Source organism: Brevibacterium sp. R8603A2 (genome assembly GCF_023072605.1).
GTDB classification, from domain to species: domain Bacteria; phylum Actinomycetota; class Actinomycetes; order Actinomycetales; family Brevibacteriaceae; genus Brevibacterium; species Brevibacterium pityocampae.
In genome coordinates, this window is the sequence record NZ_JALLGN010000012.1 from 52,259 (window position 1) to 78,892 (window position 26,634).

The 26,634-nt window shown below is 71.4% G+C and carries 23 protein-coding genes; 17 read left to right on the forward strand and 6 right to left on the reverse strand.

The features are described from left to right. Positions 1–106: 106 nt before the first annotated feature. Positions 107–682, reverse strand: a complete 576-nt coding sequence (locus MTQ12_RS12135; RefSeq protein WP_247618851.1) for a LysE family transporter — start codon at positions 680–682, stop codon at positions 107–109. Positions 683–776: 94 nt separating this feature from the next. Between MTQ12_RS12135 and MTQ12_RS12140 the strand changes: the two genes are divergently transcribed. Beyond that, on the forward strand, positions 777–1,715 hold the full coding sequence (locus MTQ12_RS12140) for an ArgP/LysG family DNA-binding transcriptional regulator (protein WP_247618810.1): 939 nt from the start codon (positions 777–779) through the stop codon (positions 1,713–1,715). A gap of 103 nt (positions 1,716–1,818) precedes the next feature. Here MTQ12_RS12140 and MTQ12_RS12145 read toward each other — a convergent pair whose 3' ends face one another. Further along, positions 1,819–2,190, reverse strand: a complete 372-nt coding sequence (locus tag MTQ12_RS12145; RefSeq protein ID WP_137319161.1) for a hypothetical protein — start codon at positions 2,188–2,190, stop codon at positions 1,819–1,821. Positions 2,191–2,273: 83 nt separating this feature from the next. Between MTQ12_RS12145 and MTQ12_RS12150 the strand changes: the two genes are divergently transcribed. The 13 genes from MTQ12_RS12150 (at position 2,274) to MTQ12_RS12210 (ending at position 16,577) form a co-directional block, all read left to right on the forward strand. Then, positions 2,274–3,170 carry a (Fe-S)-binding protein gene (locus tag MTQ12_RS12150; protein ID WP_247618811.1) on the forward strand — a complete coding sequence of 299 codons (897 nt, stop codon included), beginning with the start codon at positions 2,274–2,276 and terminating at the stop codon, positions 3,168–3,170. After that, on the forward strand, positions 3,167–4,663 hold the full coding sequence (locus tag MTQ12_RS12155) for a lactate utilization protein B (protein ID WP_247618812.1): 1,497 nt from the start codon (positions 3,167–3,169) through the stop codon (positions 4,661–4,663). The genes MTQ12_RS12150 and MTQ12_RS12155 overlap by 4 nt, the downstream gene beginning before the upstream one ends. Beyond that, complete coding sequence (locus tag MTQ12_RS12160) at positions 4,660–5,370, forward strand: LUD domain-containing protein (protein ID WP_247618813.1); 711 nt, start codon at positions 4,660–4,662, stop codon at positions 5,368–5,370. Before MTQ12_RS12155 ends, MTQ12_RS12160 begins: the two co-directional genes overlap by 4 nt. 85 nt (positions 5,371–5,455) lie before the next feature. Beyond that, positions 5,456–7,051, forward strand: coding sequence for a peptide chain release factor 3 (locus tag MTQ12_RS12165; RefSeq protein ID WP_247618814.1), 1,596 nt, complete (start codon positions 5,456–5,458; stop codon positions 7,049–7,051). Between the two features lie 256 nt (positions 7,052–7,307). Continuing rightward, entirely contained in the window at positions 7,308–8,393 is a 1,086-nt protein-coding gene (locus tag MTQ12_RS12170) for an inositol-3-phosphate synthase (protein WP_247618815.1), read from the forward strand. Between the two features lie 207 nt (positions 8,394–8,600). Beyond that, complete coding sequence (locus MTQ12_RS12175; RefSeq protein WP_247618816.1) at positions 8,601–10,193, forward strand: AbgT family transporter; 1,593 nt, start codon at positions 8,601–8,603, stop codon at positions 10,191–10,193. 195 nt (positions 10,194–10,388) lie between these two features. Beyond that, positions 10,389–11,192, forward strand: a complete 804-nt coding sequence (locus MTQ12_RS12180) for a Bax inhibitor-1/YccA family protein (RefSeq protein ID WP_247618817.1) — start codon at positions 10,389–10,391, stop codon at positions 11,190–11,192. 30 nt (positions 11,193–11,222) lie between these two features. Then, complete coding sequence (locus MTQ12_RS12185; protein WP_137319168.1) at positions 11,223–11,519, forward strand: hypothetical protein; 297 nt, start codon at positions 11,223–11,225, stop codon at positions 11,517–11,519. A 147-nt stretch (positions 11,520–11,666) separates the two neighbouring features. Beyond that, positions 11,667–11,864, forward strand: coding sequence for a hypothetical protein (locus MTQ12_RS12190; protein ID WP_247618818.1), 198 nt, complete (start codon positions 11,667–11,669; stop codon positions 11,862–11,864). Then, positions 11,861–13,417 carry a sodium/proline symporter gene (locus MTQ12_RS12195; protein WP_247618819.1) on the forward strand — a complete coding sequence of 519 codons (1,557 nt, stop codon included), beginning with the start codon at positions 11,861–11,863 and terminating at the stop codon, positions 13,415–13,417. Before MTQ12_RS12190 ends, MTQ12_RS12195 begins: the two co-directional genes overlap by 4 nt. After that, complete coding sequence (locus tag MTQ12_RS12200) at positions 13,414–13,998, forward strand: hypothetical protein (RefSeq protein ID WP_247618820.1); 585 nt, start codon at positions 13,414–13,416, stop codon at positions 13,996–13,998. The genes MTQ12_RS12195 and MTQ12_RS12200 overlap by 4 nt, the downstream gene beginning before the upstream one ends. Before the next feature lie 17 nt (positions 13,999–14,015). Then, positions 14,016–15,206 carry an FAD-dependent oxidoreductase gene (locus MTQ12_RS12205; protein WP_247618821.1) on the forward strand — a complete coding sequence of 397 codons (1,191 nt, stop codon included), beginning with the start codon at positions 14,016–14,018 and terminating at the stop codon, positions 15,204–15,206. Positions 15,207–15,338: 132 nt separating this feature from the next. After that, positions 15,339–16,577 (forward strand): MFS transporter, encoded by a 1,239-nt coding sequence (locus MTQ12_RS12210; RefSeq protein WP_247618822.1) that lies wholly within the window; start codon positions 15,339–15,341, stop codon positions 16,575–16,577. Positions 16,578–16,682: 105 nt separating this feature from the next. On the opposite strand, the gene MTQ12_RS12215 is transcribed toward MTQ12_RS12210, so the two are convergent. Continuing rightward, positions 16,683–18,386 carry a DUF885 domain-containing protein gene (locus tag MTQ12_RS12215; protein ID WP_247618823.1) on the reverse strand — a complete coding sequence of 568 codons (1,704 nt, stop codon included), beginning with the start codon at positions 18,384–18,386 and terminating at the stop codon, positions 16,683–16,685. Positions 18,387–18,465: 79 nt separating this feature from the next. Here MTQ12_RS12215 and MTQ12_RS12220 point away from each other — a divergent pair, with 79 nt between their 5' ends. After that, the gene (locus MTQ12_RS12220; protein WP_247618824.1) at positions 18,466–19,656 is read left to right on the forward strand and encodes an MFS transporter; all 1,191 of its coding nucleotides are present in this window, start codon (positions 18,466–18,468) and stop codon (positions 19,654–19,656) included. A gap of 127 nt (positions 19,657–19,783) precedes the next feature. On the opposite strand, the gene MTQ12_RS12225 is transcribed toward MTQ12_RS12220, so the two are convergent. Together MTQ12_RS12225 and MTQ12_RS12230 are read right to left on the reverse strand one after the other, a co-directional pair. Beyond that, positions 19,784–20,137, reverse strand: coding sequence for a hypothetical protein (locus MTQ12_RS12225; RefSeq protein ID WP_247618825.1), 354 nt, complete (start codon positions 20,135–20,137; stop codon positions 19,784–19,786). Then, entirely contained in the window at positions 20,134–21,720 is a 1,587-nt protein-coding gene (locus MTQ12_RS12230) for an acyl-CoA carboxylase subunit beta (protein ID WP_247618826.1), read from the reverse strand. The genes MTQ12_RS12225 and MTQ12_RS12230 overlap by 4 nt, the downstream gene beginning before the upstream one ends. 64 nt (positions 21,721–21,784) lie before the next feature. Here MTQ12_RS12230 and MTQ12_RS12235 point away from each other — a divergent pair, with 64 nt between their 5' ends. Both MTQ12_RS12235 and MTQ12_RS15255 read left to right on the forward strand, forming a co-directional pair. Then, positions 21,785–22,612 (forward strand): biotin--[acetyl-CoA-carboxylase] ligase, encoded by an 828-nt coding sequence (locus tag MTQ12_RS12235; protein WP_247618827.1) that lies wholly within the window; start codon positions 21,785–21,787, stop codon positions 22,610–22,612. After that, positions 22,609–23,877 (forward strand): adenylate/guanylate cyclase domain-containing protein, encoded by a 1,269-nt coding sequence (locus MTQ12_RS15255; RefSeq protein WP_247618828.1) that lies wholly within the window; start codon positions 22,609–22,611, stop codon positions 23,875–23,877. The genes MTQ12_RS12235 and MTQ12_RS15255 overlap by 4 nt, the downstream gene beginning before the upstream one ends. A gap of 50 nt (positions 23,878–23,927) precedes the next feature. On the opposite strand, the gene MTQ12_RS12245 is transcribed toward MTQ12_RS15255, so the two are convergent. Beyond that, the gene (locus tag MTQ12_RS12245; RefSeq protein WP_247618829.1) at positions 23,928–26,618 is read right to left on the reverse strand and encodes a DNA topoisomerase IV subunit A; all 2,691 of its coding nucleotides are present in this window, start codon (positions 26,616–26,618) and stop codon (positions 23,928–23,930) included. Positions 26,619–26,634 lie beyond the last annotated feature (16 nt).

The following is a 26,634-nucleotide window of genomic DNA, read 5'->3' on the forward strand; positions in this document are numbered from 1 at the left end:
CAGGATCCGGGGGAGGGTGCAGGAATCGCGGGGTTTTCGCGTCCTGCCCGGCCCGGCCCGCATGCCTACAGGCCGCGCAGGCCTGCAGGGCGTGCTCAGCCCGGGATCAGTGGCCGAAGATCAGGCGGAGGCTGATGAGCACCATGACGATGCCGATCGCGATGTCGACGATCTGCCACACGCGGGGCCTGGCGGCGTACGGGGCGAGCGCATGGGCGCCGAATCCGATCGCTGCGAACCAGGTGATCGATCCGAGGACCGCGCCGGCGGTGAACGCCCAGCGGTCCGTCCCGAGCTGGTTCGCGAGGCTGCCGATGAGGAGCATGGTGTCGATGTAGACGCCGGGATTGAGGAAGGTCAGCGTGAGCGTGGTGATGATGACGGTCCGCAGCCGCACGGAGCCCCGGGTCGCGGTGAGCCCCTCGGGCTTCGCCGCGGAGCGGAACGAGGTGTAGGCGAACCACAGCAGGTACGCCGCGCCGCCCCAGCGGAGCAGGTCGAGGAGGATCGGCGCGCGCTCGACCACCGCGCCGATCCCCGCGGTGCCGAGCACCATGAGCAGCGCGTCGGCGACCGAGCAGATGACGACGACGAGCGCGACGTACTCGCGCCGCATGCCCTGCCGCAGCACGAAGGCGTTCTGCGGGCCGACGGCGATGATGAGGGACCAGCCGGTGAACATCCCGGTGATGACATGTGTGAGCACGCAGTCGACTCTAGATCCGGCCCGGTATCAAGTGAAGCGCAAGAAAATCATCGTGATGCACAATTGCTTCATGCATGCCGATCAGCTCGCCGCTCTCCGCGCCGCCGTCGACCACGGCTCCTTCGAGGCCGGAGCCCGTGCGCTCCACATCACGCCCTCGGCCATGAGCCAGCGCATCCGCACGCTCGAGGCGGGCGTCGGCAGCGTGCTCGTCCTGCGCACCCTGCCGGTCGCCGTCACCGAGGCCGGGCAGGTCATCCTCCGCCTCGCCCGCCAGATCGACCTGCTGGAGACCGAGGCGCTGTCCCGCCTGCCCGGGCGCACCGCGGACGCGGAGAGCGGGGGCGGGGCCGAGGTGCTCGCCCTGCGGATCACCGTCAACGCCGATTCGCTCGCCACGTGGTTCCGACCGGTCTTCGACGCCGCCGCGACGTGGACGGATGCGGTGCTCCAGGTCGAGATCGCCGACCAGGACCAGGCCGACCGGGCGGTCGCCGAGGCGCAGTCGATGGGGGCGACCTCGTCGCGCGCCCGGCCCCACCACGGCTGCCGGGTCACTCCGCTCGGAGTCATGCGCTACGTCGCCGTGGCCGTGCCCGAGCTCCTCGAACGCTGTCCGGCCGGCCCCGGAACGCCGCAGGGGCTGCACGCCGACATCCACCGGATGCCGATGGTCGACTACGGGCCCGACGACGAGCTGCAGGGGAGGTTCCTCGCCCGCTGGGATGCCGTCCGTCCGCAGCGGCGCACCCTCGTGCCGAGCTCCGCGGAGTTCCTCGCCGCGGTCGAGGCGGGGCTCGGCTGGGGCATGCTCCCCGAGCTCCAGCTCGCCGGCAGCACCGCCGAGCTCATGCCCATCGCGGCTGCCGGTCGGAACCACATCGACGTGCCGATCCACTGGCACCGGTGGAAGATGCCCTCGGACGTGCTCGAGCGCCTCGAGACCGCAGTCGTCGATGCCGCGCGCGTGCTGCGGCCGTTCGAGGAGGGGGCACGGCGCCGCAGGTGAACGACCGCGGGACACGGGGGATGAGACGCCGGGGTCGGGAGGCTGGTGGTGCGACCCAGGGGATGAGGTGCAGGCGATGAGCGACTGCGGGCCGGGCGCCCCGTCAGGCGGGGCCGGTGAGGCCGAAGAGCAGCCAGCTCACCGGCAGCAGGGCGGCGCAGGCGAGTGCGCCGAGCGCCCAGCCCACCCGCCAGCGCCACGTCCGGCGCCGCGTGCCCACCCACAGGCACACGAGCGTGCCGAGCAGGGAGACGAAGCCGGCGAGCGTGAGGAGCACGAGCCCGACGATCGTCCACGTGTCCGTGCCGAGGCTGACGACGTAGAAGCCGATCTGCCCGATGAGCAGGGAGAACTGGACGGACAGCCACAGCAGGGGGAGCGCGCCGAGCGCGGCGGCGATGAGCGGCAGGCGGCGCAGCCAGCGGTCGCCGGCGGTGCGGTCGCGGGCGACCCGCGAGTACTCGGACTCTTCCATCACCGCCCACAGTAGCCGCTGACACGATAGGGTGCAGGTGACCCGGCACCCACCCGGTGCCTCAGCTTCTCGAGGAGCCGCCCGTGCGCATAGCGCTGTTCGCCACCTGCATCGTCGACGCGATGTACCCCGATGTCGCCAAGGCCACCGTGCGCATCCTCGAGCGGCTCGGCCACGAGGTCGTGTTCCCGGCCGGCCAGGCCTGCTGCGGGCAGATGCACATCAACTCCGGCAAGTTCCGCGAGGCCTACCCCGTGGTCCGCAACCACGTGGAGGCCTTCGAGGCCGAGGACTGGGACCACGCCGTCGCCCCGAGCGGCTCCTGCGTTGCGAGCCTCGGCCACCAGCACCCGATGATCGCCGAGCACAACGACGACCCGGAGCTCTCCGCGCGCGCCTCCGCCGTCGCCTCCCGCACCTACGAGCTCGCCCAGCTCCTCACCGATGTGCTCGGCGTGACCGACGCCGCCGCGCAGCTCGGCTCGTACTTCCCGTACTCCGTCGTCCACCACAGCTCCTGCCACGGCATGCGCCTGCTCCGGCTCGGCGACCGGCAGCTCGACCTGCTCCGCAGCGTCGAGGGGGCGACCGTGGTGGAGCCGGAGCACCCGGATGCGTGCTGCGGGTTCGGCGGCACGTTCTCGGTGAAGAACCCCCAGGTGTCCGCGGCGATGCTCAGCGACAAGGTCGACGCGCTCGTCACCACCGGGGCCTCCGTGTGCTCCGGCGGGGACGCCTCGTGCCTGATGCACATCGGCGGCGGGCTGCAGCGCACCCGCGAGCTCATGCCCGCTCAGGCCGGCGTGCCGCGCACCGTCCACCTCGCGGAGATCCTCGCCTCGACGAAGGAGGACCCGCTCGTGCTCGAACCCCTGGACGCCCCCGCGTCCCGGACACCGGCGCGGAGCAGCCGCGCCTCCCGGCTGCGCGCGGCGCTGAGGCGCACACCGACCGACCGGACGACGGGAGCCCTGCGATGAGCGTCACCCACCTCGGCATGCCGACCGTGCCCGGCAAGGGCAACATCGTCGAGCCCTCGCCGTTCCCGCAGGTCGCCGAGCTCGAGCTCGGCAAGATCCAGATGCGCACGAACCTGGCGCGGGCCACCTCGACGATCCGCGGCAAGCGGCTCGCCCGCGTCGCCGAGGTGCCGAACTGGGAGGAGCTGCGCGACCACGGCTCGGCGGTGAAGACCGCGGTCATGGACCGTCTGCCGGAGCTCCTCGAGCGGTTCGAGCACAACGTCACCGCGCGCGGCGGCCACGTCCACTGGGCGCGCGACGCCGACGAGGCGAACGCGATCGTCGCCCGGCTCGTCGAGGAGCACGCCCCGGTGCTCGACACCGGCCGGCGCGAGGTCATCAAGGTCAAGTCGATGGCGACGCAGGAGATCGGCCTCAATGAGCACCTCGAGGAGATCGGGATCGACGCCTACGAGACCGACCTCGCCGAGCTCATCGTGCAGCTCGGCCACGACCGGCCCAGCCACATCCTCGTCCCCGCCATCCACCGCAACCGCCGCGAGATCCGCGAGATCTTCCTGCGCGAGATGCCCGACGTCGATCCTGACCTCACCGACGACCCGACCGCGCTCGCCGAGGCGAGCCGCAAGCACCTGCGCCGCAAGTTCCTCTCCACCCCGGTCGCGGTGTCCGGGGCGAACTTCGGCATCGCGGAGACCGGCACCCTGTCCGTCGTCGAGTCCGAGGGCAACGGCCGGATGTGCGTGACCCTGCCCGAGACCCTCATCACCGTCATGGGGATCGAGAAGATCCTGCCGCGGTTCGCCGACCTCGGCACCTTCATGCAGCTCCTCCCGCGCTCCTCGACGGGCGAGCGGATGAACCCCTACACCTCGTTCTGGACCGGCGTGACCCCTGGCGACGGGCCGCAGAACGTCCACGTCGTGCTCCTCGACAACGGCCGCACCCGCGCCCTCGCCGACGAGCACGGTCGGCAGGCCCTCCACTGCATCCGCTGCTCGGCGTGCATGAACGTGTGCCCGGTCTACGAGCGCACCGGCGGGCATGCCTACGGCTCGGTGTACCCCGGGCCGATCGGCGCGATCCTGTCCCCGCTGCTCACCGGCACCGACGCCGGGGCCAACGACACCCTGCCGTACGCCTCGAGCCTGTGCGGGGCCTGCTACGACGCCTGTCCGGTGAAGATCGACATCCCGCAGATGCTCGTGCGCCTGCGCAACGAGGACACGGAGACGAAGGTCCGGAAGACCGGTCGGCTGCCCCGCACCCAGCTCGACGCCGCGCTCACCGCGGCCTCCTGGGTGATGTCCGACGGCCGCCGGATGGCGGTCGCGGAGAAGAGCCTGCCGCTCGCCCACCTGCTCACCGGCTCCGAGGGCATCCGCAGCCTGCCCGGGGTGGCGGGGAAGTGGACGCACTCGCGCACCCTGCCGCAGCCGCCCGAGCAGTCGTTCCGGTCCTGGTGGAAGAAGGAGCGTGGCACCCGATGAGCCCGCAGACCGCCCGCACAGAGGTGCTCGCACGCATCCGCTCCGCGCTGCGCCGCGACGACGCACCCGCCGGCAGCGCATCCGCCGAGCCGTCCGGCCCGGCCGGAACCTCGCTCGCGGCATCCGCGGCCGCCGCGCAGGTCGGCCCTGCGCCGGCCGACCCCGGCCCCCACCCGGACGGGGACGCGCTCATCGAGCTGCTCACCGACCGGCTGCTCGACTACGACGCAAGCGTCTCCCTGCTCACCGCGGCCGAGGTGCCCGCCCGCATCGCCGAGCTCCTCACCGGGGCGCGCACGATCGTCGTCCCCCATGACCTCGACCCCGCCCACCTCGCCGGGCTCACCGCCGAGGTGCTCCCCGACTCCGCCGATGCCCCGCTCGACCTCGCGACCCTCGATTCCGTCGACGCCGTCGTCACCGCCTCGACCGCGGCGGTCGCCGACACCGGCACGATCGTGCTCAGCGGTCCGCAGTGCGGCAGGCGCGCGATCACCCTCGTGCCCGACCACCACGTCTGCCTCGTGCGCACCGCCGACATCGTCAACCGGGTGCCCGCGGCCGTGGGGATCATCGAGGAGCGCGGACTCGTCGAGCACCCCCAGACCTGGGTGTCGGGGCCCTCGGCGACCTCCGACATCGAGCTCGAGCGCGTCGCCGGGGTGCACGGCCCGCGCACCCTCGACGTCATCCTCGTCACCGGCTGATCCCGGTGCCCCGGGGCGGTCCGGGGCGGTCCGGGGCACCGGCACCGAGTCCTGCCCGGAGAGCCCGAGCGCGTAGACTGTGGCGGTGACTTCTGCAGGCACGCCGAACCCGGCCACCATCCGCCGCGAAGCTGCGCGTCGCCGCACCTTCGCCGTCATCTCGCACCCCGACGCGGGCAAATCCACGCTCACCGAGGCGCTCGCGCTCCACGCCCGGGTGATCGGGCAGGCCGGCGCCACCCACGGCAAGGGCGGCCGCCGGGCCACCGTGTCGGACTGGATGAAGATGGAGCAGGATCGCGGCATCTCGATCTCCTCGGCCGCCCTCCAGTTCGAGTACCGCGACACCGTCATCAACCTCCTCGACACCCCCGGCCACGCCGACTTCTCCGAGGACACCTACCGGGTGCTGTCGGCCGTCGACTGCGCGGTCATGCTCGTCGACGCCGCGAAGGGCCTCGAGGTGCAGACGATGAAGCTGTTCGAAGTCTGCCGGCACCGGAACATCCCGATCATCACCGTCATCAACAAGTGGGACCGGCCCGGCCTCGACGCGCTCGCCCTCATGGACGAGGTGTTCGAGCGCACCGGGCTCACTCCCACCCCGCTGACCTGGCCGGTCGGGCAGTCCGGCGACTTCCGCGGCGTGCTCGACCGGGCCGGCGGCACCTTCACCCGCTTCACCCGCACCGACGGCGGCGCGACGATCGCCGGCGAGGAGACCCTCGATGCGGCCGCCGCCGAGGCCGCCGAGGGAGAGGCCTTCACGAACGCCGTCGAGGAGTCCGAGCTGCTCGACCTCGAGGACCAGAACCACGACCAGGAGGCCTTCCTCGCCGGTCGCACCACCCCGGTGATGTTCGCCTCCGCGGTCCTCAACTTCGGGGTCCACAAGCTCCTCGACACCCTCGTCGACATCGCGCCCGCCGCGGAGGCCCGGCCGGACCGCGACGGCGAGCCGCGCCCCGTCGACGCGCCCTTCTCCGGCTTCGTGTTCAAGGTGCAGGCGGGGATGGACACGAACCACCGCGACCGGCTCGCCTACATCCGTGTGTGCTCCGGCGTGTTCGAGCGCGGCATGGTCGTCACCCACGCCTCCACCGGCAAGCCCTTCGCCACGAAGTACGCCCAGCAGGTGTTCGGCCGCGACCGCGAGGTCGTCGACGAGGCGTTCCCCGGTGACGTCGTCGGCCTCGTCAACGCCTCGGCGCTGCGCGTCGGCGACTCCCTCTACCTCGACAAGAAGGTCGTGTTCCCCGAGATCCCGACCTTCTCGCCCGAGCACTTCATGGTCATCCGCGCCAAGGATTCCTCGAAGTACAAGCAGTTCCGCCGCGGCATCCAGCAGCTCGACCACGAGGGCGTCGTGCAGGTCCTGCGCTCTGACCTGCGCGGCGACCAGGCGCCCGTCGTCGGGGCCGTCGGCCCGATGCAGTTCGAGGTCGCCGAGGACCGGATGGTCAACGAATTCAACGCCCCGTGCACGCTCGAGCGCCTCAACTACTCGCTCGCCCGCCGCACCACGCCCGAATGCGTGAGCACGCTCGCCCGCGAGCGCTCCGTCGAGGTCCTGTCCCGCTCCGACGGCGAGCTCCTCGCGCTGTTCTCCGACCGCTGGCGCCTGGCCGGGGTCGAGCGCGAGCATCCCGACCTCGTGCTCGAACCGCTCGTCGTGTCCTGAACCGCCGCCGGGCGGCCGATGGGCGCCGCGGGCCGGCGCTCAGCACCGCCCGGGGGCACCGCTCGGGGACCTGGGGCGCACCGGCGAGGCGCATCGGCGCGGCTTTTGGTCGGGTGCCGGGGGAGGACTAGGATGGAGTGTTGTGCCTGAGACTTCCGTGCGCGCGTGCGGCGCTCGGCGGAAGAGCCCCGCTTCGGGTTCCTCACACATTCGCTGCAGAATCCCAGTGCAGGTCCGAGAAGGAGAGTTCGACCAAGTGGCAAACCAACCGATCCGAGTCGCGATCGCCGGTCTCGGCAATTGTGCGACCTCGCTCATCCAGGGTGTCGAGTACTACAAGGACGCCGCACCCGATGAGCAGATCCCCGGCCTCATGCACGTGAACTTCGGGGACTACCACGTGGGCGATCTCGACTTCGTCGCCGCCTTCGACGTGGACGCAGCGAAGGTCGGCCTCGACATCGCCGATGCGCTCCAGGCCTCGCAGAACAACACGATCACGATCACCGAGGTGCCCGCCACCGGCGTCGAGGTGCAGCGCGGGCCCACCCTCGACGGGCTCGGCCGCTACTACCGCGAGACCATCGAGGAATCGACCGCGGAGCCCGTCGACGTCGCCGCGGTGCTCCGCGAGCGCGAGGTCGACGTCCTCGTCTGCTACCTGCCCGTCGGCTCGCAGCAGGCCACCGAGTTCTACGCCCAGGCCGCGATCGACGCCGGCGTCGCCTTCGTCAACGCCCTGCCGGTCTTCATCGCCGGGACGAAGGAGTGGGACGAGAAGTTCCGCGCCGCGGGCGTGCCGATCGTCGGCGACGACATCAAGAGCCAGATCGGTGCGACGATCACCCACCGCGTCATGGCGAAGCTGTTCGAGGACCGCGGCGTCATCCTCGACCGGACCTACCAGCTCAACGTCGGCGGCAACATGGACTTCAAGAACATGCTCGAGCGCGAGCGCCTCGAGTCGAAGAAGATCTCGAAGACGCAGGCCGTCACCTCGAACACCTCGGCCCGGCTGTCCGAGCGCGACGTGCACATCGGTCCGAGCGACTACGTCGCCTGGCTCGACGACCGCAAGTGGGCCTTCGTCCGGCTCGAGGGCCGCAACTTCGGCGACGCCCCGGTGTCGCTCGAGTACAAGCTCGAGGTGTGGGACTCGCCGAACTCCGCCGGCGTCATCATCGACGCCGTGCGCGCGGCGAAGATCGGGCTCGACCGCGGCGTCGGCGGGCCCCTGATCTCCGCGTCCTCGTACTTCATGAAGTCCCCGCCGGAGCAGCAGCACGACGACGCCGCGAAGGCCGCCGTCGAGGCCTTCATCCGGGGTGACATCGAGCGCTGAGCCGCTTCTGCGCACTCCGCCGTTCCGGGCCCGCCGCATCGCGGCGGGCCTGCGGCGTTCCCGGGGGTTCGTCGAGGCGTGAACGGCGACGGGTCCGCGAGGTCCTGGGCGGGCTTCTGGAGGCCGCCCACCTGCTGTTACTCTGAACCGGTCCCAACCCCTGGCGGCGACATCCGCGTCCCCGCCCCCGAGGCCGAAAGGCGACCGATGTCGACAGCAGCGGCAGGCACGCAGGGCTCCCCGCCCGGCAAGACCGACGACAACCTCAACTTCCTCATGCGCTCCCTGGTCTTCATCGAGAAGGCCGGCAACAAGCTGCCGCACCCGTTCTGGCTGTTCCTCAGCCTCGCGGTGATCGTCATGATCCTGTCGTGGATCCTCGCGAACGCGGGCACCTCGGCGGTCAACCCGGCGACGGGGGAGACCGTCACCGCGGTCAACCTGCTGTCGCAGGACAACCTCCGTGAGATCGTCGCGAACGTCGTGACGAACTACGTGACCTTCCCCGCCCTCGGTCTCGTGCTCGTCGTGCTGTTCGGCGTCGCCGTCGCCGAGCGCTCCGGCCTCATCCCGACGCTCATGCGCTCGGCCATGGCGAAGACCTCGCCGCGCTGGATCACCCTCATCGTCGCCCTCACCGGTTCGGCGGCCTCGATCGCCTCCGACGCCTCGTACATGATCGTCATCCCGCTCGGCGGACTCGCCTTCAAGGCGGCCGGCCGGAACCCGGTGATCGGCTGCGCCGTGGCCTACGCCGCGACCTCCGGCGGCTACTCCGCCGCCCCGTTCGTCAACAGCCTCGACGCGATCCTCGGCGGCATCTCCACCTCGGCGGCGCACATCATCGACGAGAGCTACACCGTCACCCCGGTGGCGAACCTCTACTTCAACTTCGTGTCGATGTTCGCCGTGGCGCTCGCGATCACCCTCGTCACCGAACTCCTCCTCAACAAGCGCGGCGAGCAGCTCGAGCTCACCGAGGAGGAGGTCCCCGAGGGGCAGGACGCCGAGCTCACCCAGAAGGTCACCCCCGCCGAGAAGCGCGGCATGATCGCCGCCCTCATCACCCTCATCGTGTGCATCGGCATCGTGGTGGCGCTCGCCTGGCCGGCGAACTCTTTCCTCCGCGACACCGAGGGCGCCTTCGGACCCGAATCCGGGCTCATGGCCGGGATCGCCGCGATCATCGGCTTCGGCTTCTTCGTCATCGGCATCGTCTACGGCATCGTCACCGGCTCGATCCGCCACCCCAACGACATCCCGGAGATGATCGTCAAGGGCGTGGCGCCGTTCGTCCAGGTGCTCGTCCTGTTCTTCGCCGCCTCCCAGTTCCTCGCCCTGTTCAAGATGTCCGCGCTCGGTGAGATCCTCGCGATCCGCGGGGCGGAGTTCTTCCAGAGCATCGGTGCGAGCACGTTCATCATCCTGTTCGGCGCCTACCTGCTCGTCGCGCTCGGCGCACTCTTCATCACCTCGGGCTCCGGCCTGTGGACGCTCATGGCCCCGGTGCTCGTGCCGATGCTCATGCTGCTCGACATCTCCCCGGAGACCACGCAGGCGGTGTACCGCATCGGCGACTCCACGACGAACATCGTGTCGCCCATGAGCCCGTACTTCGTCATGATCCTCGGCTTCATCCAGCGCTACAAGAAGGACGCCGGGATCGGCACCCTGCTGTCGCTGACGATCCCGCTGTCGATCGGCATGTTCCTCGTCTGGGGCACCCTGTTCTTCGTCTGGTGGGCCCTCGGCATCCCGTGGGGACCCGGTGCCGCGATCGGCTACGACCTGCCGAGCTGATTCCGGGAGGATCGGCTCCCGCGGCCGGTCCGGGCTGCCGGAGCGGTCCGAGCGGCGCGCGATCGGGTCCCTCCGGTCGCGCGCCGCTCATCACAAGTCCGTAACGCCCGCCCGGGCGCTTCGCGGGCCGAGCGTTCTGTCAGGTTCCACCGGTACTCTTGTGGACAGCAGCCAACCGCCCTCGAAAGGAATTCGATGAGCAATCCGCTTGTACGCCGCGGCCTCGAACAGGGGATCCAGGCCGGGCGCTCCCAGACGCCGGCTCCGTCGGCCGAGCAGCTCGACCAGATGTACCGCATGCCCTCGGCGGGGCGGCAGGCGCCTCCCGCCGAGCGGCCCATGACCTACGACGACGTGCTGATGAAGACCGCGTTCTGCTTCACGGTGCTCCTCGCCGGCGCGGTCGTCGGCTGGTTCGTGCCCGTGCTCGCGCTGCCCGCGGCGATCGTCGGGCTCGTGCTCGGCCTGGTCAACGCGTTCAAGCGGGAGCCGAACAAGGCCCTGATCCTGCTCTACGCGGGCATCGAGGGTGTGTTCCTCGGCGGCATCTCCGGCATCTTCGAGGCGAGCTACTCCGGCATCGTCATGCAGGCCGTGCTCGCCACGCTGTGCGTGTTCGGGCTGATGTTCGCGCTGTTCCGGTTCCGCGTCATCCGGATGAGCAAGGGGTTCACCAAGTTCCTCATGCTCGCCGTCGGCGGCTACGCCCTGTTCTCGATCGTCAACTTCGTGTTCGTGCTCGCCACCGGCTCCGGCGGCGCGCGCAGCGTGGAGATCTCGATCATGGGCGTCACCATGCCGCTCGGCGTGCTCATCGGCATCGTCGCGGTCGTGCTCGCCTCGCTCACCCTCGTGGCCGACTTCCAGATGATCGAGGACGGCGTCAAGCACCGGATCCCGGAGCGCTACTCCTGGACCTGCGCGTTCTCGCTCATGGTCACCCTGGTGTGGCTCTACATCGAGATCCTGCGCCTGCTCTCGTACTTCCGGAGCAACTGAGGCACAGGACGACCGAGGCACAGGCCCCACATGACACCGGACACGGCGGCGGATCTCCACACGGAGGTCCGCCGCCTCCGCATTCGGATCGCCGGACTCAGCGGTCCCGAGCTCGACGCCGGCCGGCGCGCGGCGATCCGCGCCGCGCTCGCCGCGCTCTCCGCCCTGTCCGCCGCCGGGCGCCCCGTGCCCGTACTCGCCGACCGGGTGCTCGGCGACCAGCTCGTCGTGCTCCTCCAGGACTGCCTGCCGGAGTACGGCGCCGCACCCGCCGTCACCGCCCGGGCGCTGCAGATCGCCGTGGAGCTGCGGCGGGACCTGGCTTGAGTCCGGTCCCGGCCGGGTGACCCGGGTCACCTTCCGGATCGGGCGCAGGATAGGGTGAGCCGGACGAGTCCGCGCGGAACCGGAGCGCCGCTGCCGGCCGGGGGCTCGTCGCGGAATTGCTCGCACCTCACTGGAAGGCCAGCGCTCATGTTCGGATTGCCGGCGGTCACCACCGCGGTCCTCATCGGGATCCCTCTCTTCTGGGTCCTCTACACCATCGGGTTCCTCGTCGTGTCGCGGAACTGGGCACGGGAGGACGCCGACACGGGCGCGGTGCCGGGAGACCCCGCCGGCCCCGGGACACCGGCCGGACCCGCCGGTGCGACGGGGGGTGACGTGCGATGAACCTCGAGACGATCTTCCTCATCATCTACTTCATCGCGATGATCGCGATCGGCGTGTGGGCGATGCGCCGCGGCACCCAGGACTCCGAGGGATTCCTGCTCGGCGGCCGCAGCCTCGGCCCGGCGGTCACCGCGCTGCGCCTGCAGAGCTCGTCGATGTCGGGCTACATGTTCCTCGGTGCCGGCTCGCTCGGCTACACCCAGGGCTACTTCGGCATGTGGTACGCGATGGGCGACATCGGCGGCGGCGTGCTCAACCTGTCGATCCTCGGCCGCCGGATGCGCAAGCTCTCCCAGATCCTCGGCTCGCTCACCTCGATCGAGTATCTCGAGCACCGGTATCCCTCGAGGTGGACGCGGCTGATCGCTGCGCCGATCGCCCTGTTCTGCATCTTCTTCTACGTCATGAGCCAGTTCATCGCCGGCGGCCGCGGGCTCGAGATGGTCACCGGGGTCCCCTACGTGTGGGCGCTCGCGATCGCGATCGGCGTCATCGTCGCCTACACCTTCCTCGGCGGGTACCTCGCCGTGGCCTACACCGACTTCGTGCAGGCGATCATCATGGTCATCGGCATGCTGTGGATCCTCATCGCCACCCTCATGGCCGTCGGCGGACTCACGGCCGGCAACACCGCGGTCGCGGAGATCAACCCGAACCTGCTGTCGATGTGGGGTCCGGACGGGATCGCCGGGGTGCAGTGGGGCGTGATCATCGGCGCGCTGCTCGTGTTCTCCATCGGCTACATGGGCTGGCCCCACGTCAACGTCAGCCACATGGCGATGAAGAACCCCTCGGTGGCCCGCCGGGCGGGTCTCTACGCGACCGTCTACAACCTCCTCTTCATCCCGGCGCCCTACCTCATCGGCGTGCTCGCCCTCATCATCGTGCCCAACCTCGCCGACCCGGAGCTCGCGATCTTCGAGGTCGCGGACATCGTGCTGCCGGCCTTCGCCGTCGGAATCGTCATGGCCGCGATCATGGCCGCGATCATGTCCACCGCCGACGCCCTGCTGCTCCAGTCGGGCACGATCGCGAGCTACGACCTCTTCCGCCGGTTCATCAACCCGCGCATGACCGACCGGCAGTCGGTGTGGGTCTCCCGCATCACGGTGCTCCTGCTCGCGATCATCGGCTACGTCGTCGCGATCGTCGGCGCCCCGGCGGTCGCCCAGGTCGTCATCTTCTCCACCACGGTGCTCGGCGCGGCCTTCGTGCCGGCCTACGTGTGCGCGGCCTGGTGGAAGAAGGCGAACACCGTCGGCGCGATCTCCTCGATGATCGTCGGCACCGTCGTCGTCGTCGCGTGGCAGTTCTCCGGCCTCGTCGACATCACCGGGATCGACCCGATGGGCGTGGGCATCCTCGCCTCGACGCTCGCGATGATCATCGGCTCGCTCGCCACCCAGCGCACCAGCCCGGTTCCCGCCCATGTCCACGAGGCACTCGTCGAGACCGACCGGGTCGGTCCGATCCCGGCGCGCCTGCTCACCGGGCAGAACCCCGCGCTCGGCGGCCAGGTGCCCGGCACCCACGGATCCGCCGACAAGGCGTGAGCGCACTCCCGGGCGCGCTGCGCCTGCCGGTCGTGTGCGGCGCGGCCGAGGCGCGGGCCGTGCTCGTGCGGCGCCTGCCCGGTGCCGCGGCGAGCGCGACCGCCGTCGTCCACCCGTATTGGTGGGTGCGCGCCGGGGTGCGGCGCACCGGGCTCCGCAGGGCCGGCAGGGGAGCAGGTGCCGGTGCACAGGCGGGGGCCGACGCCGGTGTGGGAGCAGGCGGGGGAGACCCGCGCGGCGAGATCGTCGACGTGCTCGTTGACGTCTACTCCGGCAAGGGATTCATCGCGGCCTTCGAGCCGCACGGGGAGCCGGTCGAGGAGGCGGAGTTCGCCGCCGCGCTCGAACGCACACCGATCCCGGAGGACGACGCGGTCGAGGTCGCACGGAACCTCCTGCGCACCCGGGTGCAGCGCCGCTGGAAGCTCGGCATGGGCTACCGGGTGGAGATCGCAGAACCGGTCCGCGGGGTGCTCAAACCGAACTGGCTCGTCAGCGGCCGCGACCGCACGCACGCCGTGCAGATGCTCGTCGACGGGCTCGACGGCACCCACTTCGTCATCAGCGCCCAGGCGCTCTAGACACGGGAGGACCCACCATGCACGTCATCGTCGTCGGGGCCGGGATCGTCGGGCTCGCGAGCGCCTTCCACCTCGCCCGGGCGGGTGCGGAGGTCACCGTGCTCGAGCGCGAGCGGGTGGCCGCCGGGGCGAGCTGGGGCAACGCCGGCTGGGTGTGCCCGGGGCTCGTCGCCCCGCTCGCCGAGCCCGGTGGGTGGCGCCATGGGATCCAGGCGATCACCGACCCGGACGCCCCGCTGTCCGTGCCGCGGCCCACCCCGCAGATCCTCGGGTTCCTCACCCGATTCGCCGCCCAGATGACGACCAAGCGGTTCTCCGCGGCCATCGAGGCCAACGCCCCTCTCACCCGCGAGGCGCTCGCCGCGTTCGACCGGCTCGCCGAGTCCGGGGTGACCGCTCCGGTCCACCGCGCGGACTACCACGTGGGGGCGGAGTCCGCCTCGACGATCACCGCATTCGAGCACGAGGTCGAGCTGCTCGCCGCCTCCGGCGTCGAGGTCGCCGCCCGCCGCACCGATCCGGCCGGACTCCCGTACTTCTCCGACCGCGTCGCGCACGCGCTCACCGTCACCGGGCAGGCCTACATCGATCCCGGAGCCTACTGCCGGGACCTCGCGAGGGCTGCGCGCGCCGTCGGTGTCGAGATCCGCGAAGGGGTCGAGGTCGTCGCCGGGCACGCGGGGAGCTCCGCGGTCAGCCTCATCGACTTCGCGGGGGCCGCGCACACCGCCGACACCGTGCTCGTCGCGGCCGGCGCCTGGTCCGACGAGGTCCTCGGCCCGGTGTTCGGCACCCGCTCGCGGACCCGGCAGACGAGCGGCCGCGGCTACTCCTTCACCGCCGCCGTGGCCCCCGGCCGGATGCCCGATGGTCCCGTCTACCTCCCCACCCAGCGCATCGTGCTCACCCCGTACCGCGCAGGCGTCCGCATCGCCGGGACGATGGAGTTCCTGCCCCCGGATGCCCCGCCGCGCCCGGGCCGGATCGACTCGATCGCCGCGACGCTCGAGCCGTTCGTCACCGGCATCGACCTCGCCGACACGAGCGACCACTGGGTGGGCCCGCGCCCGGTGAGCGACGACGGCCGGCCGGTGCTGCGCCGGGTGGCCCGACGCGGCTACGTGGCCACCGGCCATGGGATGTGGGGGATCGTCCTCGGACCCGTCACCGGGGAGCGGATGGCCGAGCACATCCTCGCCGGCGGCTGAACCGGCGGCTGACCCTGTGCCGCGAGCGGCAGGTGCGACCCGCCCTCCGTCGTCGTGTCCGTGGGGTGCGGAGCGGACCCGGGGTGAGGCACATCACGGCACCGTGATGTAATGGCGTTTAAAGCGCGCAGAGTGAACGATCGAACGGGGAGCGGTGCGGTGAAGGCGGAGCCGGAGCGGAGGCTGTGGTCGAAGGACTTCATCCTCGCCCTCGTCATCTGCATTTTCCTGTCCTTCGTCTTCTACCTCCTCGTCACCTCGATGGCGGAGTACGCGGTGACCCGCTTCGCCGCCTCGGACACCGTCGCCGGCTTCACCGCGAGCGCATTCGTCGTCGGCGCGCTCATCGCCCGGATCTTCACCGGCGCGTTCCTCGACGTCGTCGGCCGCTACCGGGTGCTCATCGTGTCGCTCGGCGCCTCGGTCGCGGCCTCCCTGCTCTACCTGCTCGCCGACTCCCTGTGGCTGCTCATCGTCGTCCGCCTGCTCCACGGGATGACGTTCGGCGTCGGGCACACCGCGATCATGGCCGCTGTGCAGAGCATCATCCCGCCGGCCCGGCGGGCGGAGGGCACCGGCTACTTCTCGACCTCGACGACGCTCGCGGCCGCGCTCGGGCCGTTCATCGCGCTCACCGTCATCGCCGACCTCGGCTACGACTGGCTGTTCGTCGTGTCGACCGCCTTCACCCTCGTCGGATTCCTCGGGCTCTTCTTCCTCCGCGTCCCGGAGCTCGACAGCTGCTACGTGCCGCGGGTCGGCCTCACGACCTTCCACCCGCGGAACCTCCTCGACCGCGACGGGCTGCGGATCGGGGGAGTGATGTTCCTCTGCGGCATCGCGTACTCCTCCGTCATGGCGTTCCTCTTCGGGTACACCTCGCAGATGGGGATGGCGCACGCCGCGCCCTACTACTTCCTGTCCTTCGCCTGCTTCTCGCTCATCGCCCGGCTCACGCTCGGCCGGGTGCAGGACCGGTACGGCGACAACATCGTCGTCTACCCCCTGTTCGTGTGCTTCCTCGCCGCGATGGTGCTCGTCGCCGCGACCCAGGCGACCTGGATGATCGTGCTCGCCGGGATGCTTGCGGGGGTGGGCTTCGGCTCCCTCATGGCGAGCGCGCAGGCGATCACCATCACCGCCGCAGGTCCCGCCCGCGTCGGGGTGGCGACCTCGACGTACTTCCTCATGATGGACCTCGGATTCGGGATGGGTCCGATCCTGCTCGGCACGCTCGTCGGCGCATTCTCCTACGAGGCGATGTACCTCGTGGCCGCCGGTGTCGTGTTCGCCGCCGGGGTCCTCTACTTCCTCGTCCACGGCCGCTTCGCCCGCCGCCGCGCCCGAGGTGGCGGCCACCGCACCAGCTGACCCCAAGGTCGAGCATCGAGTGGTCACTTCTCTTAGGTTACGCGCGGGTATTCGAAGAGAAGCGACCACTCGACGGCAGTCGGGCCCTGAGCCCGGCTCCGGGGCTCAGGCCAGGGCGCGGCGCAGGGTGTCGAGGCCGACCGAGCCGAGGTCGAGCGCGCGGGAGTGGAACGCCTTGAGGTCGAAGGCTCGGCCGTCCGCCTCGGCCGCGGCGCGCGCCTCCTCCCGGGCCTGCTCCCACAGCCGGCGGCCGATCGCGTAGCTCGGGGCCTGGCCGGGCCAGCCGAGGTACCGGTCGAGCTCGAAGGCGAGGAAGCTGCGGTCCATCGCGACGTTGGCGGTGAGGAACTCCCACGCCTTGTCCGCGTCCCAGATCCCGCCGCCCACGGACTCCGGTGCCTCGAGGCCGCAGTGCACGCCGATGTCGACGCACACCCGGGCGGCCCGCACGCGCTGCGAGTCGAGCATGCCGAGGCGGTCGGCCGGATCGTCGAGGAAGCCGAGCTCGGCCATGAGCTTCTCCGCGTAGAGCGCCCAGCCCTCGCCGTGGCCGGACACCCAGCAGATCTGCCGGCGCCAGGTGTTGAGCGTGTCCTTGACGACGACCGCCTGCCCGATCTGCAGGTGATGGCCCGGCACGCCCTCGTGGTAGACGGTGGTGAGCTCCTGCCAGGTCGAGAAGGTCTCCACCCCGGCTGGCACGGACCACCACATGCGGCCCGGCCGGGAGAAGTCGTCGGTCGGCGGGGTGTAGTAGATGCCGCCGGTGCCGTCGGCGAGCACCATGCACTCGATCGTGCGGACGGGTTCGGGGATGTCGAAGGCGGAGCCGCCGAGCGCGGTGATCGCGGCGTCGGCCTTCTCCTGCATCCACGAGCGGAGCGCGTCGAGGCCGTGGAGCTGCTGGGCGGGATCGGCGTCGAGATCGCGCATGACGGCGAGCACGTCCGTGCCGGGGGCGATCCGCTCCGCGATCCGGCGCTGCTCGGCATCGATCCGTTCGAGCTCCGCGAGGCCCCAGGCGTAGGTCTCGTCGAGGTCGACCTCGGCACCGAGGAACGCACGGCTCAGCAGCCGGTAGTCCTCGCGCCCGCAGGCGTCCTCTTCACGGGCGTGGGGAGCGATCTCCTCGGCGAGGAACTCCGCGAGCTCGACATAGGCGGTGCGGGCGGTCTTCGCGGACTCGGCGAGCTCGGCGGCGAGCGCCTCGGGCACCGCGGTCGCCTTCGCGACGAAGCGGTCGAAGTGCCCGCCGGCCTTCGCCGCCTCGCGCGCCTGCTCGATGCCGCGCTCCACCTGGCGGCGGGCCGGGGCGCGCCCGGCCTCGCGTGCGGCGAGCAGGCTCTCGCGGTATCCAGCGAGCGCGGTGTCGACCGCCCGGAGCTTCGCTGCGCTGTGCTCCCAGTCGGCCGTCGTCTCCGTCGGCACGAGGTCGAACAGCTCGCGCACCTCCTGCAGGGGCGAGGCGATGACGTTGAGCTGCCCGATGTCGAGGCCTGCGGCGTGGAGGTCGCGCTCGACGCCGAGGCGCTCGCGCATCGCATCGAGCGTCACCGCATCGACGGCGTCGGGCGCGGTGCCGTCGGCGGCCATCGCCGCCTCGGCCTCGTCGAGCGCGGCGAGGGTGCGTGCGTTGAGGGCGTCGCGGGCGGCGGCGCCGGCCGGTGAGTAGTCGTCGAGCACGGTCTCGTCGCCGGGCCGGCCGAGCTCGACCCGCAGGGCGGGGGACATCTCGATGAGCCGCTCCGTGTGCTGTTCGGCGACGGCGTCGATGGCGGACGGGGTGCGGTGCTGGGTCTCGGTGGTCATGGCCACCACCCTACCGATCCGGGCGCCCGGTAGAGTTGATCCGTTCGGGGCGGAGCCCGGGCGGGAGGACGGACGGCCAGTGGAGCAGCAGCGGTTGTGGACCCGGGACTTCGTCCTGGCGTTCCTCGTCAACCTCACGATGTCGCTGACCTTCTACCTCCTCATGACCTCGATGGCCGGCTACGCGATCGAGCGCTTCGGGGCCGCGGACTCCGTCGCCGGGCTCGCCTCGAGCGGATTCATCATCGGCGCGCTCATCGCCCGGGTGTTCGCGGGCAAGTACCTCGACTTCATCGGCCGCAGACGGATGATCCTCGGCGCTCTCGTCGTGTTCGTCGCGTGCGCGGCGCTCTACGTCCCGCTCACCGGGGTGTGGGCGGTGATCGCCGTGCGGGTGGTCCACGGCATCGCGTTCGGGGCGGGGAACACCGCGGTCATGGCCGCGGTGCAGACGATCATCCCGCCGGCCCGCCGCGCGGAGGGCACGGGGTACTTCGGCACCTCGACGACGCTCGCCACCGCGGTCGGCCCGTTCCTCGCCGTGGTCCTCGCCCAGCAGCTCGGGTACGCCGCGATGTTCCTCGCCTGCGCGGTGTTCTCCGTCGCCGGCCTCGTCATGGCGCTCGGCCTGCGGCTGCCCGAGCGCACCCCGACCGAGGAGGAGCGCGCCGACCGCTGGCGGCTCACCCTGACCTCGATCATGGACCTCGGGGCGCTGCGCATCGCCTCCGTCATGCTGCTCACCGGCCTGGCCTACTCGATCGTGCTCGCGTTCCTCGCGACCCACACCGCGCAGCTCGGCGCGCCGGACGCCGCGAGCGCCTTCTTCATCCTGTTCGCGCTCGTCATGCTCGCCGCCCGGCTGCTCGTCGGCCGGATCCAGGACCGTCACGGCGACGACGTGGTGATGTACCCGATCTTCGCCCTCTTCACGCTCGGGCTCGTGCTCATCGCGCTCGCCGACTCCGGGTGGATGATCGTCGTGGCCGCGGTGCCCATGGGTCTGGGCTTCGGATCCCTGTTCCCGTCCGCGCAGGCGATCGCCGTCACCGTCACCGCGCCCCACCGGGTGGGCCTGGCGATCGCGACGTTCTTCATCATGCTCGACCTCGGCACCGGGCTCGGGCCGGTGGTGCTCGGCACTCTCGTCCCGCGCCTCGGGCTGTCCGGGGTGTACCTCATCTGCGCCGGGCTCGTCGTGCTCGCCGCCGGGGTGTACTACCTGTTCCACGGGCGCAGCCGCGGCGGCAGGCCGGTCACGCACGGCTGAGGGAGCCGGCGAGCGCACCCGCGGCACGGCTGTCGGTCGGGTCGGCCGACGCAGCCGGGGCGCGCGGCTGAGAGCGGGCGGTCCGGTTGCGCGGGATCCGCGCGGTCGGCCTCGGAAACGGGCGGCCTCAGAAGCGGTGGCGCCAGGAGCCGGCCGGGGTGCGCCGGTGGGCGCGCGCCGGTGCGGCGAAGCGCGAGGCGTGCGGCTCCGGGGCGTCGGCATGCATCGCCTCGACGTGGCGGAGCGCGACGAGCGCGGCCACGACGGCCGCCCGGGCGAGCTCCCGCTCCCGCTCCGGGCTCAGCGGTTCGGATCCCGGCAGCGGCTCGACGGCGACCGGCAGGTCCGGTGCGTGCGCCCCGTCCGGTGCGGACTGCGCCCCGGTGGGTGCTGCGTGCGCCTCGCCGGGTGCTGCCTGCGCCCCGCCGGGTGCTGCCTGCACCTCGGCGCGCTCCTGGCCGTCCGTGTGCTCCCCGGTCACAGCGGGATGTTCCCGTGCTTGCGGCTGCTCGCCTCCACGTGCTTGTTCGCCAGCGCCCGCAGTCCGCGCACGATCCGCTCGCGGGTCTCCCGCGGGGCGATGACGGCGTCGATGTAGCCCTCCTCGGCGGCGAGGTACGGGTTGAGGAGCGCATCCTCGTACTCCTGGATGAGCTCCTCGCGCTTCGCGTCGACGTCCTCACCGGCGTCAGCGACGGCCTTGAGCGTCTTGCGGTGGACGATGTTCGCCGCGCCCTGGGCGCCCATGACGGCGATCTGCGCACTCGGCCAGGCGAGGTTGAGGTCCGCACCGAGCTGCTTGGACCCCATCACGCAGTAGGCGCCGCCGTAGGCCTTGCGGGTGATGAGCGTGATGAGCGGGACGGTCGCCTCGCCGTAGGCGTAGATGAGCTTGGCGCCGCGGCGGATGATCCCGCCGAGCTCCTGGTCGGTGCCCGGCAGGAACCCGGGGACGTCGACGAAGGTGAGGATCGGGAGGTTGAAGGCGTCGCAGAACCGGACGAACCGGGCGGCCTTCTCCGAAGCGTCGATGTCGAGCGTGCCGGCGAGCTGCATGGGCTGGTTGGCGATGATGCCCACGCTGCGGCCCTCGACGCGGCCGAACCCGGTGACGACGTTCGGCGCGAACAGCTCGGACACCTCGAGGAACTCCCCGGCGTCGAGCACCGTGGTGACGACGTCGAGGATGTCGTAGGGCTGCGCGGGGGAGTCGGGCATGAGCGCGTCGAGCGCCTCGTCGTCGGAGTCGACGGTGAGGTCGGCCGGGGCGTGGACGAGCGGGGCCTCGTCGAGGTTGTTCGACGGCAGGAAGGAGATGAGGTCGCACACGAAGTTGAGCGCGTCGGACTCGTCGGCGGCGAGGTAGTGGGCGTTGCCGCTCACCGAGTTGTGGGTGCGCCCGCCGCCGAGCTCCTCGTGGCCGACGTCCTCGCCGGTGACGGTGCGGATGACGTCGGGGCCGGTGATGTACATGTGCGAGGTGCCGTCGACCATGATCGTGAAGTCGGTGAGCGCCGGGGAGTACACGGCACCGCCGGCCGAGGGTCCCATGATGAGGCTGATCTGCGGGATCACGCCGGAGGAGGCGACGTTGAGCCGGAAGATCTCCGCGAACAGCGCGATCGAGCCGACGCCCTCCTGGATCCGCGCGCCGCCGGAGTCGTTGATGCCGATGATCGGGCAGCCGAGCTTGAGCGCGAGCTCCTGCACCTTGACGATCTTGCGGCCGTTGGCCTCCGCGAGCGAACCGCCGAGCACGGTGAAGTCGTGGGCGAACACCGCGACGGTGCGCCCGTCGATGGTGCCGAGGCCGCACACCACGCCGTCGCCGTCGGGCCGGTTGGCCTGCATCCCGAACTGCGTGCTGTGATGGCGGACGAACTCGTCGATCTCCTGGAAGGAGTCGTCGTCGAGCAGCTGGTCGATCCGCTCCCGGGCGGTCTGCTTGCCCCGTTTGTGCTGGTTCTCCACGGCCCGTTCGCTGCCGGCGTGGGCCGCCCGGCGGCGGTCCTCGAAAGCGGCGATGCGGTCGGCGGTCGTGCGCGGCACAGAAGTCTCACTCATGGTGTCAGCCTAACGGCGGGGGTGCGCCGTTGTATCCGGGTGCCAAACCCCATAGGGTGATCTGGTGCACACCGAACCTTCCCGCCGTCCCTTCGACCTGCCCCGATTCCAGGAGCTGAGCGAGCGATCCCGGACCCCGGTGGCGCACCTCGAATGGCCCGCCGAACTCGGTTCGACGAACGACGAGCTCGCCGCCCGCCTCACCGCCGATCCGGACTCCTGGCCCGACTTCTCCGTCCTCGGCACCGACTTCCAGTCCGCTGGTCGCGGGCGCCTGGGACGCGTGTGGACCGTGCCGCCCGGCGCCTGCCTGACCTTCTCCCTGCCCGTCCGCGTGCCGGCGGCCTTCCCGATCGAGATGATCGGCTGGCTGCCCGTCGTCACCGGCTGGTGCGTCGCCGAGGCGCTCGCCGCGGCCGGCGCCGGTGCCGGCGTCAAGTGGCCCAACGACGTGCTCGTCGACGGACGCAAGATCTGCGGCATCCTCACCCGCGCCCATCCCGCCGCCGGCGGCACGATCGTCATCATCGGCATCGGGATCAACGTCTCGCTCACCGCCGCGGAGCTGCCCGTGCCAACCGCGACCTCGCTCCTGCTCGCCGGGGGCTCCACCGACCGCGAGGCGCTGCTCGCCGGTGTGCTGGCGCGCCTGCGCCCGGCCGTCGCCGAGGTGCTCGCGGCGGGGGAGGGGGCCGGCGCCTCGGCATCCGCCGCCGGGGTCCGTCAGGCGATGGTCACCCTGGGTGCCGACGTGCGCGTCGAGCTGCCCGGGGACGAGCACTTCACCGGCCGGGCCGTCGCGCTCGACGACACCGGCGCGCTCGTCGTCGACGTCGGCGGCGCGCACCGCCGGGTGAGCGCCGGTGACGTCGTCCACGCGAGGGCGCTGTGAGCGCTCCGTTCGACGACGGCACCCAGCCGGATCCCGATGGCGCCGGCCCGGTCCCGGATCCGCCCACGGCCGGGCTCGACGGCAGGCCCGGGCTCGACGGGGGAGCCGAGGAGCCGCACGGCCCCGATGACTGGTCGGCCCCGGACGTCGATCCCGACGAGGAGATCGATCCCGGGGTGATCGGGGAGCGGGAGCGCAGGGAGATCGAGGACACGATCTTCGAGATGCGCTCGGCCGCGGCCCGGCTCGAGGAGACTCTGCTCGGCGGCAAGCGGGTGCTGACCCGCCGCGAGGTCGCCCAGCTCGCCGGGGTGTCGACGATCTCCGCCCGCAAGTTCTGGCGCACCCTGGGTCTCGCCCGGGTGCCCGAGGGGCAGGTCGCCTTCACCGTCAACGACGCCACCGCGCTGAGCGAAGTCGCCCGGATCGTCGGCACCGACCAGCTCGACGAGGAGACGGTGCTCTCTCTCATGCGCGCCACCGGTCAGACCACCGACCGGCTCGTCGTGTGGCAGATGGAGACGATCGTCGAGTACCTCTCCGATGAGCGCGGCTACTCCGATGCGGAGGCGCGCGCCGTCGTCCTCGACCTGTTCGAGGAGATCCTCGACCCGCTCGAGGCGGTGCTCGTGTACTCGTGGAAGCGCAACCTCGCCGGCGCCCTCGGCCGGCTCAACATCAACCCGGCCAGCGGCCACCCGGTGGACACCGGCCACGGCTGGTACGACTCCTCGATGCCGCTGGCCCGCGCGGTCGGCTTCGTCGACCTCGTGTCCTACACCCGGCTCTCGCAGCAGATGGAGCCGCGCCAGCTCGCATTCATGGTCAAGCGCTTCCAGGACCTCGCCTACAACGTCGTCGCCACCGGCGGCGGGCGGGTGATCAAGACCGTCGGCGACGAGGTGTTCTTCGCCGCGCAGACCCCGCACGACGGGGCGGAGATCGCGCTGCGCCTGCAGGAGGAGATCCAGGCCGACGTGCAGCTGCCGAAGGCCCGCGTCGGGTTCGCCTGGGGGCGGGTGCTCTCCCGCCTCGGGGACATCTTCGGGTCGACGGTCAACCTCGCCGCCCGGCTCACCGCGGTCGCGGACCCCGGGAAGGTCGTCACGGACTGGGACACCGCCCACATCATCCAGCGCACCGATGACTACGAGTTCGCAGGCCACAGCACCCTCAACCTCCAGGGGCTCGGCGAGGTGTCCGTGCTCGAGATGGAGCGCGGCACCGCGGAGCCGCTGGCGATGGACATCACCGGCGACAGCTGAGCGGCAGCGGTTCGGGATCCGCCTCGGACGGCTGCACCAGGCGGAGCGGCTCAGAACAGGGAGCCGGGCTCCTCATCGTCCGCGCCGTCCTCGTCGCGGCTGATGATCACCGCGGCGTCGTCCTCGTCCGTGCGCGCCCGCGCGATCTCCTCGCGGCGCGCCTCGAGGTCGGGATCCCGGCGGCGCGGGGCGTGCGCCGGCAGATCGAGGGAGTCGTCCCCGCCCGGTGCGCTCGCGGCAGCCCCACCGGCCCCGGCATTCGCCTCCGCGGCCTCAGCGGCGGCCGCCTCGTCCGCCTCGGGCTCGGCCCCGCGGGCATGGGGGAGGGCGCCGAGCGCATCGATCTTCGTCTCCAGCGGGGTGCCGGTGCCGTCGCGGCGGCCGTACTCCTCGGGCAGGGCGCGCGCTCCGCCGCCGGCTGCCGCGGCCTGCGGTGACGGACCGGTGTGGGCGAGCGCGAGGCCGGTCTCCCCCTTGAGGAACCGGTGGGCGCGCACGCCGCCGGTCGCCCGGCCCTTCGTGGGGAACTCCGCGAGCGCGGTGAGCTTGATCGACAGCGCGGGCTCCCCGTTGAAATTCACGCCGTCGGCGACGGTGACGACAGTGTTCTCCTCATCCGGGTCGACGAGGTCGACGGCGATGACGCGGGCGTCCGCGGCGACCTTCATCCCCGCCACGCCCCCGGCGTTCCATCCCTGTGCGCGCACGAGGTCCGCGCCGTAGGTGAGGAGCTGGCCGTTCGAGGCGATGAGGACGAGCCGGGCGGCATCCGGGTCCGGGAGCTGCCCGACGCCGACGACGGCGTCCTTCGGCTTGAGGTTGATGACGGGCCAGGAGTCCTTGTTCGCCGGCGCCTCGGCCCCGGCGACACGCTTGATGACGCCGCCGGCGGTGCCGAGGAAGAAGTCGGTGCCGATGTCGACGAGGGCGAGCACCCGCTCCCCGGCGTCGAGGGTGACGAACTCCCCGATCCGCACCCCGCCGGCGAGACCCGGCCGGGTGGCCTGCGGCGGCACGGCCGGAAGGGCGACGATGTCGACGGTGAGGAGGCGCCCGGCTGAGGTGATCGCCCCGACGGTGCCGCGCGTGGTCGTCGCCACCTGGGAGCGCAGGGCGTCGTGGGACACCCGCCGGCCGGTCGTGGGCAGCGGGGCGAGGCTGTTCGTGCGGGCGATCCGGCCGGAGGTCGACAGGAGCACCCAGCAGGGTTCGTCGGCGATGGTGAGCTCGGGGGTGCCGGCCTTCCGCCGCGCTCCGGTGACCTCCTGGGTGCCCTCGACGAGCGCGGTGCGGCGGGCGGAGTCGATCGCCTCGGCGGCCTCGCCGAGCTCGGCGGACACGAGCGCGCGGAGCTTCGCGTCGGAGGCGAGGATGCTCTCGAGGTGTGCGATCCGGGCACGGAGCTCGTCGCGCTCGGCCTCGAGCTCGAGCCGGGAGAACTTCGTCAGCCGGCGCAGCTGGAGGTCGAGGATGTAGGTGGCCTGGAGCTCGGACAGGTCGAACACGTCCATGAGCCGGCCGCGGGCGGTCGGCGCGTCGTCGGAGGACCGGATGAGCTGGATGACCTCGTCGATGTCGAGGATCGCGATGAGCAGGCCCTCGACGAGGTGGAGCCGGTCCTGGGCCTTGCGGAGCTGGAAGCGGGTGCGGCGGAGCACGACGGAGAGCCGGTGGTCGACGTAGACCTGGAGCAGCTCCTTGAGCCCGAGCGTGCGCGGCTGGCCGTCGACGAGGCACACGTTGTTGATCCCGAAGGAGTCCTCCATCGGGGTGAGTCGGTAGAGCTCGGAGAGGACCGCGTCGGGGTTGAACCCGTTCTTGATGCCGATGACCAGGCGCAGGCCGTGCTTGCGGTCGGAGAAGTCGTCGATCGAGGCGATGCCGGTGAGCTTCTTCGCCTGCACCGCGTCCTTGACCTTCTCGATGACCTTCTCCGGACCGACGAGGTACGGCAGCTCGGTGACGACGATGCCCTTGCGGCGGGCGGTGAGGTTCTCGAACTTCACCGTCGCCCGGGTGCGGAAGGTGCCGCGCCCGGTCTCGTAGGCCTCACGCACCCCGGCCAGCCCGATGATCCGGCCGCCGGAGGGCAGATCCGGGCCGGGCACGAAGCGCATGAGCTCGGACAGACCGGCCTGCGGGTTCTCGATGAGGTGGCGGGCGGCGGCGATGACCTCTCCGGGGTTGTGCGGGGCCATGTTCGTCGCCATGCCGACGGCGATCCCGGAGGCGCCGTTGATGAGGAGGTTGGGGAATGCCGCCGGCAGGATCTCCGGCTGGGTGAGCGTGTTGTCGTAGTTCGGGACGAAGTCGACGACGTCCTCGTCGAGCCCGGCGATCATCGCCATCGCGGCGGGCGTGAGCTTCGCCTCGGTGTAGCGGGGGGCGGCCGGCCCGTCGTCGAGGCTGCCGAAGTTCCCGTGCCCGTCGACGAGCGGGACGCGCATGATGAAGTCCTGGCTCAGGCGGACGAGCGCGTCGTAGATCGCGGTGTCGCCGTGCGGGTGGAGCTTGCCCATGACGTCGCCGACGATGCGCGAGGACTTGACGTGCCCGCGCTCGGGGCGCAGCCCCATCTCGCCCATCTGGTGGATGATCCGGCGCTGCACGGGCTTGAGGCCGTCGCGGGCGTCCGGCAGGGCCCGGGCGTAGATCACCGAGTAGGCGTATTCGAGGAAGGAGGTCTCCATCTCCTCGGAGACGTCGATGTCGACGATCTGGCCTGCGACCGGCTCTGCCATGGAACTCCTCACACTG